General features: G+C 59.9%; 17 protein-coding genes. 1 reads left to right on the top strand and 16 read right to left on the bottom strand.

Annotation, left to right across the window (positions count from 1 at the left end; translation table 11 throughout):
• Window positions 1–7: 7 nt before the first annotated feature.
• From ACWGXE_RS09405 to ACWGXE_RS09390, 4 genes are all read right to left on the bottom strand, one after another.
• The gene (locus tag ACWGXE_RS09405; RefSeq protein ID WP_447603161.1) at window positions 8–643 is read right to left on the bottom strand and encodes a protein phosphatase CheZ; all 636 of its coding nucleotides are present in this window, start codon (window positions 641–643) and stop codon (window positions 8–10) included.
• A gap of 22 nt (window positions 644–665) precedes the next feature.
• Window positions 666–1,052, bottom strand: a complete 387-nt coding sequence (gene cheY / locus ACWGXE_RS09400; RefSeq protein ID WP_447603159.1) for a chemotaxis response regulator CheY — start codon at window positions 1,050–1,052, stop codon at window positions 666–668.
• A gap of 5 nt (window positions 1,053–1,057) precedes the next feature.
• Window positions 1,058–1,921 (bottom strand): CheR family methyltransferase, encoded by an 864-nt coding sequence (locus ACWGXE_RS09395; RefSeq protein WP_447603158.1) that lies wholly within the window; start codon window positions 1,919–1,921, stop codon window positions 1,058–1,060.
• Window positions 1,922–2,024: 103 nt separating this feature from the next.
• Window positions 2,025–2,453: a helix-turn-helix domain-containing protein gene (locus ACWGXE_RS09390; RefSeq protein ID WP_447603156.1), complete on the bottom strand. Its 429-nt coding sequence runs from the start codon at window positions 2,451–2,453 to the stop codon at window positions 2,025–2,027.
• Here ACWGXE_RS09390 and ACWGXE_RS09385 point away from each other — a divergent pair.
• Complete coding sequence (locus tag ACWGXE_RS09385; protein WP_447603154.1) at window positions 2,440–3,363, top strand: P-loop NTPase; 924 nt, start codon at window positions 2,440–2,442, stop codon at window positions 3,361–3,363. The two genes, ACWGXE_RS09390 and ACWGXE_RS09385, sit on opposite strands and share 14 nt — an antisense overlap.
• Window positions 3,364–3,365: 2 nt before the next feature.
• Here ACWGXE_RS09385 and ACWGXE_RS09380 read toward each other — a convergent pair whose 3' ends face one another.
• From ACWGXE_RS09380 to ACWGXE_RS09325, 12 genes are all read right to left on the bottom strand, one after another.
• Complete coding sequence (locus tag ACWGXE_RS09380) at window positions 3,366–3,974, bottom strand: PilZ domain-containing protein (RefSeq protein WP_447603153.1); 609 nt, start codon at window positions 3,972–3,974, stop codon at window positions 3,366–3,368.
• Between the two features lie 68 nt (window positions 3,975–4,042).
• Complete coding sequence (locus tag ACWGXE_RS09375) at window positions 4,043–4,381, bottom strand: hypothetical protein (RefSeq protein WP_447603151.1); 339 nt, start codon at window positions 4,379–4,381, stop codon at window positions 4,043–4,045.
• Window positions 4,368–4,760: a flagellar export chaperone FliS gene (fliS, locus tag ACWGXE_RS09370; RefSeq protein ID WP_447603149.1), complete on the bottom strand. Its 393-nt coding sequence runs from the start codon at window positions 4,758–4,760 to the stop codon at window positions 4,368–4,370. Before fliS ends, ACWGXE_RS09375 begins: the two co-directional genes overlap by 14 nt.
• An 8-nt stretch (window positions 4,761–4,768) precedes the next feature.
• Window positions 4,769–6,166 carry a flagellar filament capping protein FliD gene (gene fliD, locus ACWGXE_RS09365; protein WP_447603147.1) on the bottom strand — a complete coding sequence of 466 codons (1,398 nt, stop codon included), beginning with the start codon at window positions 6,164–6,166 and terminating at the stop codon, window positions 4,769–4,771.
• 26 nt (window positions 6,167–6,192) lie between these two features.
• Window positions 6,193–6,546 carry a flagellar protein FlaG gene (locus ACWGXE_RS09360; RefSeq protein ID WP_447603146.1) on the bottom strand — a complete coding sequence of 118 codons (354 nt, stop codon included), beginning with the start codon at window positions 6,544–6,546 and terminating at the stop codon, window positions 6,193–6,195.
• A 65-nt stretch (window positions 6,547–6,611) separates the two neighbouring features.
• Window positions 6,612–7,436: a flagellin N-terminal helical domain-containing protein gene (locus ACWGXE_RS09355; protein ID WP_447603144.1), complete on the bottom strand. Its 825-nt coding sequence runs from the start codon at window positions 7,434–7,436 to the stop codon at window positions 6,612–6,614.
• A 223-nt stretch (window positions 7,437–7,659) separates the two neighbouring features.
• The gene (locus tag ACWGXE_RS09350) at window positions 7,660–8,196 is read right to left on the bottom strand and encodes a hypothetical protein (RefSeq protein WP_447603142.1); all 537 of its coding nucleotides are present in this window, start codon (window positions 8,194–8,196) and stop codon (window positions 7,660–7,662) included.
• A 30-nt stretch (window positions 8,197–8,226) separates the two neighbouring features.
• Window positions 8,227–9,903: a glycosyltransferase family 9 protein gene (locus tag ACWGXE_RS09345; RefSeq protein ID WP_447603140.1), complete on the bottom strand. Its 1,677-nt coding sequence runs from the start codon at window positions 9,901–9,903 to the stop codon at window positions 8,227–8,229.
• A complete protein-coding gene (locus ACWGXE_RS09340) occupies window positions 9,900–11,720 on the bottom strand; it encodes a CgeB family protein (protein WP_447603139.1) in 1,821 nt (606 codons plus the stop codon). The genes ACWGXE_RS09345 and ACWGXE_RS09340 overlap by 4 nt, the downstream gene beginning before the upstream one ends.
• Window positions 11,704–12,906, bottom strand: coding sequence for a glycosyltransferase family 9 protein (locus tag ACWGXE_RS09335; RefSeq protein WP_447603137.1), 1,203 nt, complete (start codon window positions 12,904–12,906; stop codon window positions 11,704–11,706). The genes ACWGXE_RS09340 and ACWGXE_RS09335 overlap by 17 nt, the downstream gene beginning before the upstream one ends.
• Window positions 12,896–17,059, bottom strand: coding sequence for a glycosyltransferase (locus ACWGXE_RS09330; RefSeq protein ID WP_447603135.1), 4,164 nt, complete (start codon window positions 17,057–17,059; stop codon window positions 12,896–12,898). Before ACWGXE_RS09330 ends, ACWGXE_RS09335 begins: the two co-directional genes overlap by 11 nt.
• Window positions 17,044–18,384, bottom strand: a complete 1,341-nt coding sequence (locus tag ACWGXE_RS09325; protein ID WP_447603134.1) for a B12-binding domain-containing radical SAM protein — start codon at window positions 18,382–18,384, stop codon at window positions 17,044–17,046. The genes ACWGXE_RS09330 and ACWGXE_RS09325 overlap by 16 nt, the downstream gene beginning before the upstream one ends.
• Window position 18,385: the final 1 nt, after the last annotated feature.

Below are 18,385 nucleotides of genomic sequence, written 5' to 3'. Positions count from 1 at the left end.
GCCCACCTCAGTTAAATCCAAATTGCTTCAGAATCTCGTCGGCCAGATCCTGATCGATGGCCGTGGTCTTAGCCGCTTCGAGTTGCTTCAGCATCTGCGTGGCCTTGCCATGATCCTGCTGGGTCGCCTGTTTTTGATAGGGACCGAAGACCACGACCAATTGCAGCAGTTTGTGTTCGACTTCATCGATGATGGCCGCCAGTTTATTGACGCGTTGCGCCACCAAGTCTTGAAAGGACAAGGCCGTCATGATGTCGATCAACCGTTTGTCATCCGCCTCGAGCGCCGCCATCACGTCGCGAAGTTGTCGCGCGGCCGGAGCGGAGTCCGATTGCAGCGTCTGCGCCAACGCGGAAAGCGTGCCCGTCATCTTCCGGCGGCTGTCCTGAATCGCCTCCACCTGCTTCATGACCTCGTGGGTGCCTTGTTCCGTCAATAGCTTGAGGTCCGTCAAATGCGTCAAGGCTTGTGGAAGTTGTTCCGTCGTCGAGTTGACGGGTGCGCTGAATTGTGAGAGCGTCCGCATGGTGGTGTCGATGAAGCGGGCCAATTCGCCCAATTCCTCATACAACTCCACATTGCCGTCTTGGCCGTCGCCGCCCTCCCGGGGATTCCGCTGAGCCGCCGCGCTGCTCCGTGTCATCGTGTCGCGCCTCGAATTCGTGCTATTTAAAGATTTTGTTGATCTTTTCTTGCATCGTCTCGGCGGTAAACGGCTTGACGATGTAATTGCTGACGCCGGCTTGAATGGCCTCCATGAGATTTTCCTTCTGCGCCTCGGCGGTCACCATCAGGACCGGGATATGCTTGAGCTGTTCATCCGCCCGGATGGCGCGCAGCATGTCGATCCCCATCATGACTGGCATATTCCAATCCGAAACGACAAACCCGTAATTCTCCTTTTTCAGTTTGCCGAGCGCATCCTGGCCGTTTTCGGCTTCTTCCAGATTGGTGAAGCCGAGTTGTTTGAGAATGTTCTTCACAATTCGACGCATGGTGGACATGTCATCCACCACCAGCACCTTCATATTGAAATCGGCAGGCATGAACATCCTCCTTAGAGTTTCTCGTAAAACACCGAACGGCCGGCATGGACCGGTCGGAATAAGGCATTCTTGTCATGCAACGTTTCAGAGAACCCGATGATCAAATATCCGCCGGGACGCAGCGCCCCGCGCATGTCCGCCACAATCTGATCTTTGGCCTTGTGGTCGAAATAGATGAGGCAGTTGCGGCAGAAGATGACGTCGATTCCCCGAATCAGCTTGAGACGCGGCCGGTCGTACAGATTGAGGTTCATCATCCGAACGAGGTTCTTCACGTGAGGCACCAGCTGGTATTCGTCCTTGCCACCCATAAAGTATTTTGCCAGCAGGGCCGGCGGCACCTTCCGCAGCGCATGCGCCCGGTACGTCGCTCTGCGCCCGATCTCCAACACGTTTTCGCTGATGTCCGTGGCCAGAATGTCGATCGACCAATTGGCCAACGGCTGGTGCTCCCGCAACAGCAGCGCCAGAGTATAGGGCTCGTCACCGGTGGAGCAGGCGGCGCTCCAAATACGGAGCTGCTTGGTATCCTGATTCTGTTTGATGACGGCCGGCACGATGACGCGCATGAAGGTATCGAGCTGCGCCTCGTCCCGGTAGAAGTAGGTCTCGTTGGTTGTAATGACCGTATAGAGCTCAGTGAATTCGCGATCGCGATACGCGTCGAATCGCAGGAAGGTCAAGTAATCATCGAAGGTCTCGCAGCGGCAGGCCCGCAGGCGCGGTTGAAGGCGGCTCTCCAGGAGATACTTTTTGCTTTCCTGAAAATGAATGCCGGTGTGTTCATAGATCAGATCCCGCAAATGCTTGAAGGTATCAATGCTCAGACCCATGGAGTGCCCGTCGGATTTCTTCACTGTACTGCGATCGCTCATCCCTGTCGTCCTTGTCGGTCTCGCAAACCACGGGCTCCGGACTCGAGGCATCTTCACCAAAGATGACGATCCTCGATTCTGCAGAGTCCGCTGCGCGACGTGATCAGCTCTGCGACCCGCGGGCATGCACCCAGTCATGGATATCGCGCCGCAGGAACCGCCAATGCTTCCCGATTTTGGAAGCCGGCAGTTGCCCCAGGCGCGCCAGCTTATAGACCGTCGATTTCGGCACGCGCAAAAAGCGCGCGACTTCCAGAACGGTCAAAATTTCGCTGTCCGACTGTGCATTTCTGTCCAGGTTCATGCTGGTTATTGCTGCCATTGCATCGTTCATGACGGATGTCGTTATCGGTACAGGGTGTCGCAAACTTAAATCACCCGTCAGGTGGACGGCGGGCGGCAACCTCCCGCGTTCGATCGGCAAAGGACTGGTCGAAACTGCGGGATCATTAAGGTTTTGGAGAAGAACAGCCGATGAAAGGGAGACAACGATCTCTAACCGAGAGGAATGCGCCACGATGGCGACGATCATCTCCGTAGGGTCGGGGAAAGGCGGCGTCGGAAAGAGCGTCATTGCCGCGAATCTGGCGCTGCTCTTGGCGAAGCACGGCAAACGTGTCGTGCTGGCGGATCTCGATGTGGGCGGCGCGGATTCGCACATCCTGTTCGGATTGCTCCATCCCCGGCTGACCTTGACGGATTTCATCCACCGGCGGATCGACAATCTTGAGACGATCGCCGAGCCGGCGGCCGCCCATCCAGGCCTCAGGATCATTCCAGGCACCGGGGAAACCCTTGCGACCGCCAATCTCCCATTTGCAAAGAAACAACGACTGATCAAGCACTTCAGGCGGCTGGACGCCGATATCATTATTGTCGATATTGGGGCCGGCACGAATTACCATTCCCTCGACTTCTTTCTCATGGCCGATCACTATCTCGCCGTCGCCACACCGGATCCCACGTCGGTCTTGGATCTCTATCGCTTTATCAAGCTCGCGGCGATCCGCCGGGTCTTGTCGGGATTTCTGGCCCGCGGGGCGGTCAGCGACGCTCTGTGCGACCGTGATTTTGGAAGTATTGAGGAAGTCGTCGAACAGGTCAGGACGGCGGATCCCAATGCGCCCGAGACCGCGGCGCGGATGCTGGTCGGATTTCAACCCTTGCTGATCGTCAATCGTCTGTCGGGCGGGTCGCGGGTCAACGTCTTACAGCTGAAGCGGCTGCTCAAGGAGTATGTCGGAGGAGACTTGGCCATGCTCGGCGAAGTGCCGGATGATCCGGCCATGACCCGCTCGGTCCGCGCGTTTCTTCCTGTCGTCGAAAGTGAACCGGCGGCTGCCTCATCCGCAGCCCTCCGCCATGCGGCGGACGCCCTACTCGACCATCTACATCATCTCGAGAAGGTGCCCGCCAGCCACAGCACATCGCACGCCGTATAAGGCTACCCCTCGGTCTCGGCTTTTCTGGCACGTAATTGCTCCGCCTGCATCCGAATGATATGGCGGATAATATGTTCCTGGTCATCGGCCGCCAGCGTGCTGAACTCCACGGCGATTTTGAACCCCGCCGAGCCATGCGCCGCCGGCTCCGCACGGATGACACGGGCCTGTGTTTGAATGGGAGTGAAGGGAGGAATGATCACGCGAAGCGCCAATAAGGCATCGATGCCGAACGGGCGCGGGGACAGAAAACTCAGTCCCCCGGCGCTGATATTCACATCGGTCAATCGCGGGGTCGACACGCTGCCCGGATGGATCGTGGCCAACGAGGCCAGGATCATTTCAAGCAGCCAATCAATTTTACTGATCCAGGGAAGCAGCGGCGATCCATCGAGCGTCTCGCCTTCCCTCGCGATGAGATCAGCGGTCGGTTTATTGACCAGCGCGCTGATCATGTCTTTGGTGACGGGCGGTAAGTCGAGGGCCGGAGCGTGGGCGGATTCATCGACCAGCCGATAGTCGAGAAACAGACGCTCGTCGATGCGTAACCACTCGCGCCGGTCCTCAGGCCTCGAGGTGGCGGCCGACGGCTTGACCGATTCGCGCGGCATGGATTAAACGCTCCCGTCACAGTCGGGACCAAGCTCGCCAGAGCCTATCCCGAACGACATCGATACGATTACGCCCGCACATTCATCAGCCGGCTCGCGGTCGATTCCGGTCCCGGCGCTTGCTCCCGTAGTTGCTGAAGCCTCCGTCGCGTCTGTCCCGCTTCCAGCAGCATGGCGGCCACCGCGGTCTTCGCGGTCTCAGCCAATGCATGGATTCGCCCGTCCAACTGCTTGAGTCGATCGGGCGAAGCAAGCCGCAAGGGTCCGTCGGCCAACAGTTCGCCGCGGCGATTCACGTAGGACAGCACGGCATCCCAGTCGCCCTGCTCGGCCGCCCGGCACGCTTGAAGGGTCAATCGCTCGATTTCTGTTCCGCGCTCGGAGGCGTGAGACTCAACGTCCGGCATGGGCGGTCTGTCCTTGTGCAGCCACGGTCCGCCAGGCTTCCCGGAGGGTGATTAAACAACGAATGGGGCCGTCGAGACAGGCGGCTTCATGGCGCAGGTTCGCTTGGAGGCATTCTTGAATCATATAGTCATAGAGTCGATGGAGCGAGAAGGCAATATCCCCACCGCGCTCGAAATCCAAGACACTCGATAACTCCCCGACAATCGCCATTCCGCGATCCAGGAAACGAGCCTTGTCCCGGTAGTTATTCGCCACAATGCCTTCGCGGGCCAATTCCAATGATTGCACGGCTGAATCGTACAGCAGCACAATCAACTGCGTATGGTTCGCCGTCATGACCTGAGTCTGTCGATACTGCTGAGCCGGGTTTGTCACCATAACGCCCTCTACGCCGATGTCTGAAGTGATTGAAGAGAACTGGTCTGTCCCCTGAGCTGGCTGAGCAACGCATCCAACGCCGCATACTGAGCCCGAAGACTTTCCTCATATCGGGATAAGGCGTCTTGCTTCTTGGCGATGTCATCAGACATTTTCGCGATCTGATCGGTAAGTGAATTTTTCCGGATGGAAATACTTCCATTTTCCGGATCATCCAACGCGTCGATCGCGACATTCATTCGTTGCGCCACGCCGGTGATCGTGCTTTGGTTGATAAACAAGGACTTCACGGCCGTATAGTTCGTGCTCAACGCAGCATCGAGTTTCGCCTCATCCAACGTGATGGTCCCGTTACGCTCGGTTTTAAAGCCGATTTGTCCGACGCTCGTGTAGGTACTGAGTTCCGGGACCTCGTTCGACAGGGCGCTGCGAAGACGGCTGATGACGCTCTTGGCGCTTCCTTCATTGAAGAAATCTCCACCCGTCTTGGTCGTGACATCGTAGGTCGTTCGTTCATTGATGAATTTGACGATATCGTTATAGGCCGTCACCAGCTCTTTCACATTCGACTTGATCGCCGCGGTATCCCGGCTCACATTGACGGTCACCGGCTCATCGGCGGCGGTCTTGGCTTTCAGAGACAATGTGACGTCGGGAATCGCGTCCGACACGACGTTGCTTTCCCTCTGGATGCTGACGGTCGTCTGATCCGGATCACCGATCACGAGGATGGCATTCTGGGCCGCCTGCAAGGTGTCCAATCCGCCGCTGCCGCTCGCATTCATGAAATCAAGATCGGTCCCGTCCTCGACCACGGTGATGGTATTGCCGGCGCCGCTGTTCGTCGCCGTGAGCGTCAGCCGATACGCGGGAGCGGACTCCGTCCCCGTGTTGATGACCGAGGCCGTCACACCGGCTCCCAGGTCATTGATTGCCGCGCGCAAATCTTCCAACGTCCCCGCCTCGCCGAGCGTCACCGTTTGGTCGGCCCCGCTTCCCACTCGAAATGTAAATGCGGCCGATCCGCCGCTGACGATGTCGGTGGTGGTACCGCCGACGGCTTTGGCCGCCTTATTGGTAATCTGGTGAGCTTTTGCGAGTTGCGTGACTTGAATGGAATAGCTGCCGGCGGCGGACGACGAGGAAGCGGTGGCCGTCAGCACGGTGTCATCGCTGACCGTCGAACTGTTCTGGTCAAAGGTTTGGTTGAACCGCAGTTTGTCCGCGGCGCTTTGGAGCGCCAGCAATTTCGTCCCGAGCGATGTGTAGTCAGTAAGTTTCGTCTGTGTGTCCTGTTTTTTCTGATTCAGCCGGTCGATCGGTAACTGCTGAACTTGGACCAGTTGAGTGACGACCTGTCCGAAATCGATGCCGTTGCCCAATCCGCCGAAACTGATCGTCGCCATGGTGTCCCTTTTATCCGGGAACGGATTCAAGCCTGTTGCTTGAGCAGCAGCCCCTTGAAGGCCTGTAAATTCTTCGCGAGATCCAAGACTTCCTGCGGCGGGATCTGGCGGATGACTTCGCCGGAATCCCCGTTCATAACCTTGACGATGACCCGATGCAGATCAGGATCCACTTCAAACTGCAACCGTGGCTCGACGTTTTGAAAGACCTCGCGGACGCGAGCGACGGCTTTCTGCAAATCATTGGCTTCTATGTGAGTCGGTTGCGGACTTGCGGCTTGAACGCTTGGGTCCTGTCCCTGACTTCGATGCGGAGCATTTGCACTCGCCTCGCTTGCAGTAGCCAGAAGCTCGGTCCGACTGGTGACTTTATGGACCATGCTCTCCTCCTTTGTTCATTCCGAGCGGCGGCCCCTATCCGGAGGCCGCCGCTCGGTTCATGAACCTACCGCAACAACGCCAGCGCCTGTTGAGGCAACGCGTTGGCTTGAGCGAGAATGGCAATACCCGATTGCGTCAGAATCTGGTTCTTCGTGAATTGCGAGGTTTCATAGGCGATGTCCGCGTCACGGATCCGTGAATCGGCCGCCGAGAAGTTCTCGCTCGTGACCTGCAGGTTTGCGATGGCCGCGTCAAACCGCGCCTGGACCGAGCCATAGGTCGCTCGCGCCGTCGCAACCGCGCTGATGGCGCTGTCGATATTGGACAATGCGCTTTGGGCATTGGCGGCGGAGGAGATATTGACGCTCGCCAAGCCGATCGAGTTCAAATCGAGATCATTCAAATTCAGCGTCAAGACGTTGTTGGATCCGCTCTTGAATCCCACAAAGACGTTGAAGCTGTTGGTCGTCCCGCTCAACAGCGGGTTCCCGTTGAACTCCGTGACGTTCGCGATCCGATCGATTTCCGACCGCAGCACCACAAACTCTTGGTCCAGGTAGGACCGTTCGGTTGTGCCGACCGTTCCACTGCCCGACTGTGTCGCCAGTTCGCGCATCCGAGCCAGCAAGTTTCCGATGGACTGGGCCGCGCCGTCGGCGACTTGCGTGAGGCTGATGCCGTCATTGGCATTGCGCGCGGCCTGATTGATGCTGCGGATGTGGGCCCGCAACGTTTCCGATAGGCCCAATCCCGCCGCATCGTCGCTGGCCCGGGTAATCCGGAGACCGGACGACAAGCGTTCGACGGAACGGGACAACATGCTCTGGTTCACCGTCAAATTCCGCTGAGCCGACAAAGACGCCATATTGGTATTGACAACTAAAGCCATGACTCACGTCCTCCTGAAAGTTCTGATCACCAAACCGCGATCATCAGCATCCGTGCCGACGATGTGGGAACGGTTTCACCGGCCATGTGCGCCTCATGCCGCTGTGCCGTTCCTGTCTCACGTGGCTCTTATCGGTTTCCCCTCCGAAAGACTTAAGCCGCGAAAGACACAGGCAAAATGCCGCGATTGGTGACGAATCGACACCATCGTGAACGAATGGAGCTCACCGGTCTCCGTCCGGCAAAGCCGGCAGGAGTTCATATTCAAGAATATCGGCCAGGCGAACCGCGTCGGCCGCCTCCCGTGCATCGACCAACTCCTGTATCCAGGGAAACGCGCGCGTCATGCCCGTGTCGGGCAATCCCTGCGTACGGCCGGCCACGGTGATTTCGGCATAATCGGCCAGTCGGCCCAGCCACGTATCGAACGCCGTAAATCCTCCCCGCCCTGCCCGTAATCCTCCGACCAGCGCATCGCCGTCACTTTTGAGCTGCGCGGAAAAGCGCGACATGGTCACAGCGGCATCCGACATGATGGTCCGGAGCGAGCGAGACACGGCTTCCACCGTGACGACGTCCGTGCCTTTTTGCGCCAGAAACGACGGCTGGAGATCGCGATCGGTCACCGTCCGGCCTCCCACGGTAAGCTGCGTCACAAAGCAGCCCTTGCTTTGGGCCTTGTCGCTGACTTGGGCCAGCGCTTCCATCAAGGAAATGTCATCGGGAAGCTGCCACCGTTCTTCATCGAGTGTGATGTTCATCGCCGTCCCTCCTTTCCCACAATGATTCGATCATGCCGATTGACGAGCTGGATACATGGTGAGCGGCCTTTGTTGGGTTCGCCGCAATGAATTCGCCGCGACCATCTGGAGATTTGTTTCCGCCGCCGCCAGGCGCGCGCGCCACCGGCGGTAGGTCTCGGTTCGCGATCGGGCCATGGCCGCCAAGGTCTCCCCGTCATCGCTCTGAAGCTCCCGGAGTAACGCGATCGTAGCCGGACTGGATGCGGGCGATCGAAGGCTCATCTCCAATGCCAGTGCCCGATCCTGTTCATCCTGCGCTTGCGCCCGCTTGAGTTCCGCGACGGGAAGCGGGTGTCTGCCGGCCAAATGCACCAGAGTCTGAGCCCGTGAAACCAGACGCGTTGCGAGTGATACCAAGCTCCGCAAGTTCCTGAGCGCACCGTCCACGTCCGGCGGAGGATGCGAAAGAGCCGGACAGGCGCTGGTTGAACCGGTAAAACTTTCAAACCAGATCTTTCGCCAGAATGCTCCATACCACTCGGACAGACTGTCCTCGCGGCCCGCGCGCAGCCGATAGGTCGCGAACCCATCCTCATCGACCGCAGACTCATAGATCCGAATACCGCTCGTGTTCTCGGGAAACTCCCCGGCTTCCAGCGCATAGAGACACAGGGCCGCAATCTGATCGGGAACCAGGTGATCTTTACACGCGTGGTGCATGCAGACTTGATCGAATCCGCAGGGTGCGCAGGCCAGATCCGGCTGAACCACCCAATGCCCCGGCCCGTATGGGCCGGTCTCATGAAAATCAACATGTCCCACGGAGGTATCCACGACCGGGGTCCCGACCGCTACGGCAAGATGCATCGGTCCCGTATCATTGGTCAGCAGGAGCCGGCAGCGTGCGAGTAATGCGGTGAGCTGCACCAGGTCCGTCCTGCCGACGGCGTCCAGAACGGCCCGGGTCCCGCCGGCGGCCTGGTAGGCGCGTTTGGCTTCCTGTACGGTCTCCTGCTCTTGCCGCGTCCCGATGAAGAGGATGCTGAGGTCCGCCTGCTTGCTGATGTGGGCCAGCGCGCGCCCGAAGGATTCGGGGCGCCAGGCTTTCATGATGTCGCTCGCACCCACCTGCACCGCTATCCAACGTTTTCCCGCGGACAGCCCACCAAGGAAATTGCACGCCCACTCGCACGCGCCCTTGGGCACCGTAATCGACAAGGGAGAAAACGTGCCGGCGCCGCTTCCTCCCCACGCATAAATATCGACCAGATTGAATCGATTGAACCGCCGATGGTGGTGCATGTCGGTCAAATACGCCATCCACTCATTGTGGATCACGACCCGTCCGTCGCGCGCCGCCGCCACTCCCCGGATCTCCGGCGCACCGATGTAGCTGGCTAGAAACCCGCTCCGTTTGTTAAACGTGAGATTGATGACACGATCATAGCCGGTCTCCACCATCGGTTGAGCCCAAGCGGCGAGATCCCGGTAGAGCGTCACCACGTCCCGCGCATTCACACGGCTGTCATCAACCAACGCGTGGAAGTCATAGGTGCGGATATGGCGGAGATGCGGCAAGAGCACGGCCACCGGAGCAAACCGCCGGTCCACCACCAGATCCACCGCGGCGCCGGGCCACTCATATTGAAGCCGGTGCAGCAGGGCGCCCATTTGCACGAGATCTCCCATCCGCGTGATATTAAGTAAGAGCACTTGGCGCGTCATAGGATGTCCCGCATCTCCGATCGATATTCATCCAGCATGAGCACCAAGAGTTCCTCGCGGGCAAGCGGCGTATGAGCAGCCTTGGACCTGATCCGTCCGGCCACATCCTTCAGTTCAACCCGCCGGTCCGGCGCAAATCCCCGCATCAACGATTCCAGCACCGGGATATCGCCGCACCGAGCCGTCAAGGCCTCGGCCCGGCGTTCCCCGCTCAAGACCGGCCCAACCCGATCCGGCCGGCTCATGCCGATATGAGACAGGATGTCTTTCATCCGGTGAACGTACGTATGTTCGGCCAGGACCCGCCGCCGCGCTCCAAGCGCGGCGGCGGCCCGCGCGTCGGGGTCGCCGAGCCATCGTCTGATCAACGAGGGAAGCTCATCGAAGGTCTTGAACGAGCGGACTTCATCGCCGCTGAACAGTTCCGGCAGCAACGCCCGCTCGTCCACCAGCTGAAAGGCGCCGCACGAGGCCAGCTCGAATGTCCGGGGATTCACAAAGTCCGCCTGCGGGTCCAGACCGGTTCCGGACCAGGAGTGGAGGTTCAAGTTGATCCGTGAGGCATTAAACACTTTCATGCAGGTCGCCGTGTCGATCCGCGCCCCTCCCCGCTGGAGCACGCTGCCTAGCGCGTCCGCCCCGTCCCACTCATTGCCCCACAGCCTGAAGGTCCAGCCGGGAGCGATGAGTTTCGGGAGCAACGTCCGGCGATTGGCATAGCCCGCCCCCACGAAGGACAGATCCGCGCCGAACTCTTCCTGCTCATCCGCAGTCAATTCGATCGGCCGGTGGATCAACGGGTCGGCCGCCATCGGCACGTACACCACATCGCGCGCGCCGGCCTGCCGGAGGGCGTCACGGCAGGGGTCCCGTTGGATGACGAACCAATAGTCATAGCTCGCGGCGAGTTGTTGCCAGTACGTGAGATGGCGATAGTTTTCGACAAACCACATGGCGCAAACAAATTTCTTTCGTCGCAGATGCTCCAACACAACCGAGGTCAGCGGCGCCTGCGCCAGAGCCAGCACCACATCCGGTGGATCCTCCGCGAGCCGGGCCAGCGTGAATTGACTGAGGACCTCGGCCAGCCGGCTTTGGATCACCTGCCGGTGACGCAGATCGTCGAGTTTGGCAAGTTCTTCATAGGACCGGTCATGCACACTATGATCGATCCATCCGACCCGGTGCCCGAGTTCTTCAAGGGCCCGAACGGCGTACCGCGCAATCGGCAACGAGCCTCCATAGATCGGTCCCACGACGGCGATGTTCAATTGTCCGCCGGCCCGCGCCGCGATCCGCCGGCGCAGCTGCTCTTCGAACGCGGCATAATAGGTCCCGTGCGATGCCATGGCCGGCGCATACGACACCAATCGCAGCGGACAGCCGACCGAGGCGAGTTCACCAGCCACCGCATCCGGCGACCCGGACACGAAACTGATCGTCTGAAGAAGATGCCCGATGGATCGTGACGCGAAGGCATCATGGAGCTCCGCAAGATCCGGCGCGACGACCATCACTTTCGTATCGGCCGCCGCGCGGAGACGGAGGGCTTCAACGTGATAGAGCAGGCCCACCCCCAGGATCACGAGACTTTCCTGCGCCCGGCCGGATGATGCCTGTTCGGAGGCCCAACTTTCCGCTTCCCGCACGGGGTCATACGCGCTATGAATCCAGCGGCCGTTGCGCTGTGCTGTGGGAAGGCCGTTGCGCGCGGGCAGGACGGTCAGCGCGCCGCCCCCTGCTTCTCTGATTGCGTCGGCCAGGGCCGGGTGGCGGCGGGCCATCACCGACAGATTTGATTCAAACATATTCATCATGTTCCGCCGGAACGAGTGAGGGGGCTAGCCGGCGCCACACCATCTCGCGCTGTGATGCGCCGCTGTCCGAGCCGATGGGGTCTTCGAAATAGGCGCCCCATTCGTCCACGTGACTCTTCCAGAGTTCCCATTCCGCCCCTGTGGTGAGTTGCTCACCGCACATCAACTCGACACTGGGCCCGATCGGCCAATGGACCGGCCTGCTTTGGTCGCGGTGCTGGAATACCCAATGGCCTTCTCCGTAAGGACCCGTCTCATGCACGCGGGCACGGGCGAAATACAATCCGATCCCACGAGCGCCGACGGCGGTGCCCAGATGGAGAGGACCGGTATCCGCACCCACGACCCATCGGCTCCGGGATAAGATGGTCACGAGTTGAGATAACGTTGTTCGTCCCGTCGCATCCCAGAGTCGGCTCAAGAGCATCGACCGCAGCGACGACTGAACGGCGTGCGCCGCTTCCCGTTCTCCGCCGGTGCCGATCAACACCACATGGGCGCGGGAGTCGGCGGAAAGCAACGTGTCGATCCATTCCGTCCAGATCGGCGGCGGAATACAGCGTTCGGCATCGCCGGCTCCAATGACCACGGCAGCCCAATAATCTCCATTGGCTCCAATTTCTTCCAAATCTGCGGGAAGAGCGGCGTTTCCATGTCGGAGCACCATGGCCCGTCCACGGGGCCGCACACCGCAGAGCCCGCAGAACGCGTCGGCAAGATGAATGCGATTGGGCCCCCGATGGCCAGCGACGCCGCGAAGGTACGATGCCCATGAGTCCAATTCGGCGGACAGCGGACCGGTGGCTCCGGCTCCCGTGACACGAGCGGCCAGCAGATGCGCCGCCAGAATAGCCCGTTCATGTTGGTTGAGATTGTAGGCCTCCTCGTACTGCTGGGCACTGAGCCCCTCGATGTACTGTCGAAGAAGCTGCACCATCCCGAGCGGGTCGCGGCTCCAGTCATTGGCCCACACCCGGCAGCGGCTGCCGTCCCAGGGGAGAATACGATCCACCGGGAAGCTTTCCCGGACCAGATCAGCCAGCGGCGCGGCGCATAGCAAGTCGAAAGCTCGGTGCGGATGGCGCTCCCGCAACGCGTCCAAGACCGGGAGGGTTTGAATAAGATCCCCGAGACGCGCCAGTTGAATGAGCAGCGCGCGCCGTCGCAAGGCAGGATCAGGCCGCATGGTCCGAGACGATCACGGACTGCTTGGCCGCGATCCGTTGCTCCAGTTCTTTCAGCCCGTCGTATGATTCATCCAGCAGCCGCAATCGATCACATTCCTGGCGGGCACGATCCATTCGGTTCACCCGTACCAACACGCCGCATAACGCGAACCGCGCGCCGAGGTCGGCGGGATTCCTTGTCACGTATGTCATGAGGCGGTCGCCGAGCTCCTCCCATCGGCTCAGCAACGTGCCGGCCCGTACCAACCAGTGCATCGCCTCGGCGTCATCCGGATGGTCCGCCAGCACCGCGATCAGTGAGCTCCATGCCCTGATCGGCTGCTTGAGACCGAGCGCCGACATCGCGATGCCCAAGCGCGCTTTCCGTGCATCCGCGTGATGGCATAACGCCTGCCCGAACGCATTCCCCGCTTCGGCATAGGCTTCTCGTTGCATGGCCAAAATCCCTCGCACCAGCAGACCTTCCCCATGGTCCGGATGTTTCATGAACAACTGCTTGAGATGCTCGTCGGACGTCCCGAGTTCTCCCCTCTCGAGTGCCGATTTCGCGAGCGCCACGCGAGCGTCCGGATCCTCCTCCATCTGGAGTACTCGTTCCCAAAACGGTTCGGCCAATCCATGCCGGCCCACGCACCGGCAGACAAAGGCCGCCCAACGCAGCGCCCAGACATCGGCCGGCCACTGATCCGGACGGACGAGCCACGCTAAAACCGTCTCCATGTCATCCTGTTGAGACGCGCGCTGCACCGTGGCGACGGTGTTCCATTGCGATTGCGCGGCCGGATCGCTTAACTGCTCGACACGGCTTCGAAGCACGCCGTCGTCGTTGTAGTAGCGAAGCGCATACCCATCCGCATGATAAATCGCGTCTTCGTCGGTCAGATTCCATTGATGAGCCCACCGCTGCACGAGCCGCTTGGCATTGTCCTTATCATGCGCCTTGCGACCGGGTGTCTGGCTTTCGAGATGATAGAGTACACTGTCCGGCCGGTAGATGACTTCCCAACCCTGTTGGCGGATCTTCAAGCACAAATCCACATCCTCGAACCCGTTGCGATATCCCTCGTCGAACCCGCCGACCGATTCGAAAATCTCCCGGCGCACCAGCATGCAGGCCGCGGTGATGGACTGAAACTCCCGCCGCCGATTCACGCAAGGCGCATCAGCCGGCTGGCCGCTGTACACGTGATAGGGTGTGAACCAGACGCGCGAGAACGCCACCCCGGCATGTTGAATCGTGCCGTCCTCATAAAGCAATTTGCTGCCGACGACCGCCGTCCTGCTGTTCTGCTCGACTTCCTCAATGAGCGGCATCAGCCAATCGGTCAAGGGGATGGTGTCATTGTTCAGGAAAAGCAGGTATTGGCCCCTGGCCGCCAGGGCCCCTTGATTGCAGGCCTTGGCAAATCCGAGATTGTCCCGATTGCTGATGACCTGAACATCGCCGCCCAATCCGGCAAGGAAGTCCGGCGTTCCATCGGTCGAATGGTTGTCCACGACGATAACTTCGTACTCCACTCCTCGCGTCACCTGCGCCAGTCTACTGAGACATTGAATGGTCAACTCGACCTTGTTGAAGACCGGGATGATGATGGATACGCTGAACCGCATGGCGGGCCGAGAGACCGCTGTCATGGGTGCCGGCCGGCGGCCCCGGCTCGACGCCGAGGCTTCCCATACGCCCAGATGATACGCCTTCGTCAGGATGAGCCCATACAGCGGGTAGAGCACCGATTTCGTATACCAGTGGTCCAAGGTTGTCTGGTGGATCCGGAGTTGTGCCAGGGATTCGAGGTTCGGCTTTTCTAGTTCACGCAGCCCGTTCAGCAGACATCGCACCATCTCGTCGGTGCACCGTTGACCAGACTGCAGCAATTCCTCGATGCCCAACAGGAGCCGATCGAGAGCGGGATGTTTGCGCGCCAGCAGCACCGCCATGTGGCCCGCCTTCCGCTGGCGCTCGATAAATCCCTCCACCGTCATCTCGTGGTGATGGCACGTCACGGCGAGAGCGTTGTAATGGAGTTGCATGCCTTGTTTGGCAAGCCGGTATCCCAGTTCGGTATCGTCGTACGCGGGATAAGTGAAGTCGGTATCGAACAGCACCGGCTGTCTGAGAAGGAGCCCGCGTTTGAGCGATACGTTGCTCGTGTAAAACAATCGGAAGTCCGCCTTCCCGTTTTTCACCTCATGGAAGGCGAATTGCTGCCCGCCCTCGGGCGAGACGAGGTACCGCATGAACGGAGTCACGGAGATCTCGGGAGACCAGTCGATAAAGCCGAGCATCGCGTCGGTCTCGGCGGGATGCTGCCGATGAAACGCCAAATGCGCTTCGAGAAACCGTGGCTCCGGCACCATATCATCGCCCGAGATGATGATCACGCCGCCCCTGGCCGCGTGAATGCCACGATTGCGGGCGGCATTGGCCCCCTGATGCGGTTGGGGTTCCAGTCGCAATGCGAACGACGATTTGAAGCGACGGACCATATCGACCGTATCGTCGCTCGAACCGTCGTCCACGACGATGACTTCGAATTGGTCGTGGGCCAGCGTTTGGGATGCAAAGGCCAGGAGCGTTTTTCTCAAAATCGCGCGGCGATTATACGTGGGAATCACGACGCTTAAGACACAAGTCGCGGGTCCTCCGGCAGAAAGATCGGACGACGTAGCGAATTCCACCGGGGGGTGTCGCCGTGCCTCCAAGGCCTTGCGATGCTGCACCAAGGCCTGCATCTGTGCCATAGGCTGTTCCAATCGATAGGCCCAACGAAGCAGCCGCTCATAATGTTGAGTTCTGTGATCCTGTGACCCGCCCGGACGTTTCGCCCTGCTGAGAATGGCAAAACCTTCCTCGAGAAAACGCTTGCCGGCGATCATTTCGTCCCGCGACAGATGGGGCGTATGCATGGGCACCTGGTGCCCGCCGTAATCTTTCCAGTGAAAGGAATCGATCCACCCTTCCCGCACGCCTTGTTCATACAGCGGAGTGCCTGGATAAGGCGTAATGATCGTCACGCCGATCGTGTCCGGCTCATAGCGGTGGATCAGTTCATATGTATCGACGACCGATTCTCTCGTGTCCTGCGGGAGCCCGACAATGAGCAGGAAGTGCAACCGGATGCCCAGTTGCCTGGTCTTGTCCCGCAGATGGGACAGCTTGGGAATCGTCAATCCCTTTTTCCCTTCCCGATGGTGCATCGTCTGTTCATCGCCCGATTCGACACCGATCAGAATCCCGACGCAGCCGGCGGCGCGCATTTTGTCGAGCACCGTATCGCCGAGGCAGTCAACCCGCGTCTCACAGACCCATTCCAGTCGCCAGCCGGCGGCCATGATCAGATCGCACAGGGCGATGATCCGCTCCTGATTCAGAGTGAACGTGGCATCGCGGAAATAAATTTTCGAGAGATGATGGCGCTCGACGATGTCGCGCAATTCCGCCGCGATCCGCTCCGCCGACATGGCGCGCCACTTCACTCCTTCGACCAGCGGATAGGGACAGTAAAATCCACAGGGATAGGGGCAGCCGCGGCTGGTTTGAATCGTCGCTACCGGACTTCCCAGGAGCGGGTAACAATAGCGATCGTTGGGTAAGAGGTCTCGAGCCGGAAACGGCAGCGCATTCAGATCCCGGACCGCTTCCCCTTCATCGCTTCGAAACCGAGGCCGTCCCTCTTCCATATCCAGCCAGGCCGTGCCGCTTCGGGTCCGTCCCGCTACCAGGTCCACGATGCTGAGGTCCGCTTCCCCATGAATGACCAGATCGGCGCCGCTCTTGGCGAGCAAGGCCTGGAGCACCTCATGATCCCGCACTAGCGTCTTGCCGAAAATCCTGGCGCCCGGACACCCGAGCCGGAGCGCCACTAGAAATGCCGCGTCCTGATCCAGCGTGGGCAACGACACAGAGGCGATGATCACGTCCCATTGCGCACCTTGCAGCTTGGTCAGCACGCCCGCTTGATCCAATCCCAATGGATCCGCGTCGATCACTTCGACATGGTGATCCGCCTGTCGCAGGCTGGCCGCCATGATCGCCAAGTCCAACGGGGGCAAAAGCATCTGGCCGCTTCCGTCGAACCCGAGGCCGCCGGCCATGCTACGGCTCACCGGCCTGGTCGCGAGGGATGGGCTGTTGATTAATGCGATATGCATGTGGACTCCTGGGATTTCACCGGCAGGTGACCCAGCGCCAGCAGCGCCGATTCCGTTCCGCCCTGGTGAGCCAACTGAATTGCCTTGTTCAGCCAGTCGTAATCCAGATCTTTGAGTTTGGCCTCGTTGGGGGTGCGGCAAGAGCCGCTGTACGGGTCCACCATGGTCAGCCCCTTCCGCTCCACTTCTTTCGCGATATTGCTGCCTGGCGTCGGCGTGAAGAAGCTCGTGCTGAGATGGGTCGGCTTGATTTTCCAGACCATCCGGACGGTCTCCATCACTTCCAATCTGGTCTCCGTCGGCGCGCCGAACATGATATTGGCCCATACTTTCACGCCATAGTCTCGGCAGATTTCCGCGGCGCGGAGATTCTCCTCCACCGTCGTTTCCTTTTCGAACATATCGAGGATCCGCTGGCTGCCGCTTTCAAAGCCGATCATCGCCCAGGCGAGACCGGACTCCGCCATCTCCTTGACCACATCGGGGTACCGGCACATGAGATCGGCGCGCATCTGGCAGATATACGGCTCGGTGAAGCCGGCTGCGCGATACTGCCGGCAGAATTCCCGTGTCCACCGGTGATTGATGAAAAACAAATCGTCATGGGCCATCCAACTTCGGAACCGAAACCGCTCTTTGAGCAGGCGGAGTTCGTCGATGACATGCTGCTGGCTTCGCATCTTGACGCGATTCCCAAAGACCGCCCGTTCGGCAGGCTGGCAGAAATTGCATTTGAACGGGCAGCCGCGCCCCGCATTGGTCGTGACAAACGGAATCGGCATCCCCGGCGCCATCGGCGTAGCCAGCTCGCCGGTCATGTCAAAAAGATCGCGGTCCACCCAGGGAATGTCGTCCAACACCGGTCCTTCGCCGACGATGATCCGGTCCGCCGATTGTCCTGCCTCCAGCTTGTCGAGCAGGACCGGAAAACTGAGTTCGCCTTCCTGCGTGATGATGTGGTCGATCAGCTGATTGGCCGCGACCTGTTGAGTCTGAATGGTCGCATGAACGCCGCCCAAGACGACGATGGCGTCTTCCCGTTCTTCCTTCACGATCCGGATCGCCCGCACGGCATCCGGATAATGCAGACTCCAGGAGGTGATGCCCCAGATCTTCGACGTCCGGCCCCGCACTTCATCACGGAAATGGTCCCAATTCTTCAGCCGCCGCAGATCGATCAGATCGACCTGGTGCCCCCGCGCCTTGGCGGCGGCGCTGATCGAGGCGAGGCCGTGATCGATGAAGTTCGCCTCAACGGTTGGTTTCTTTCTGAAGCTGTCGAAGCCGGGCAGTGCGATACCGGGAAAGATCAATGTCACGTGCATG

It is taken from the genome of Nitrospira sp. Nam80 (assembly GCF_965152575.1).
This window is presented reverse-complemented; position numbering and strand designations above follow the sequence as displayed.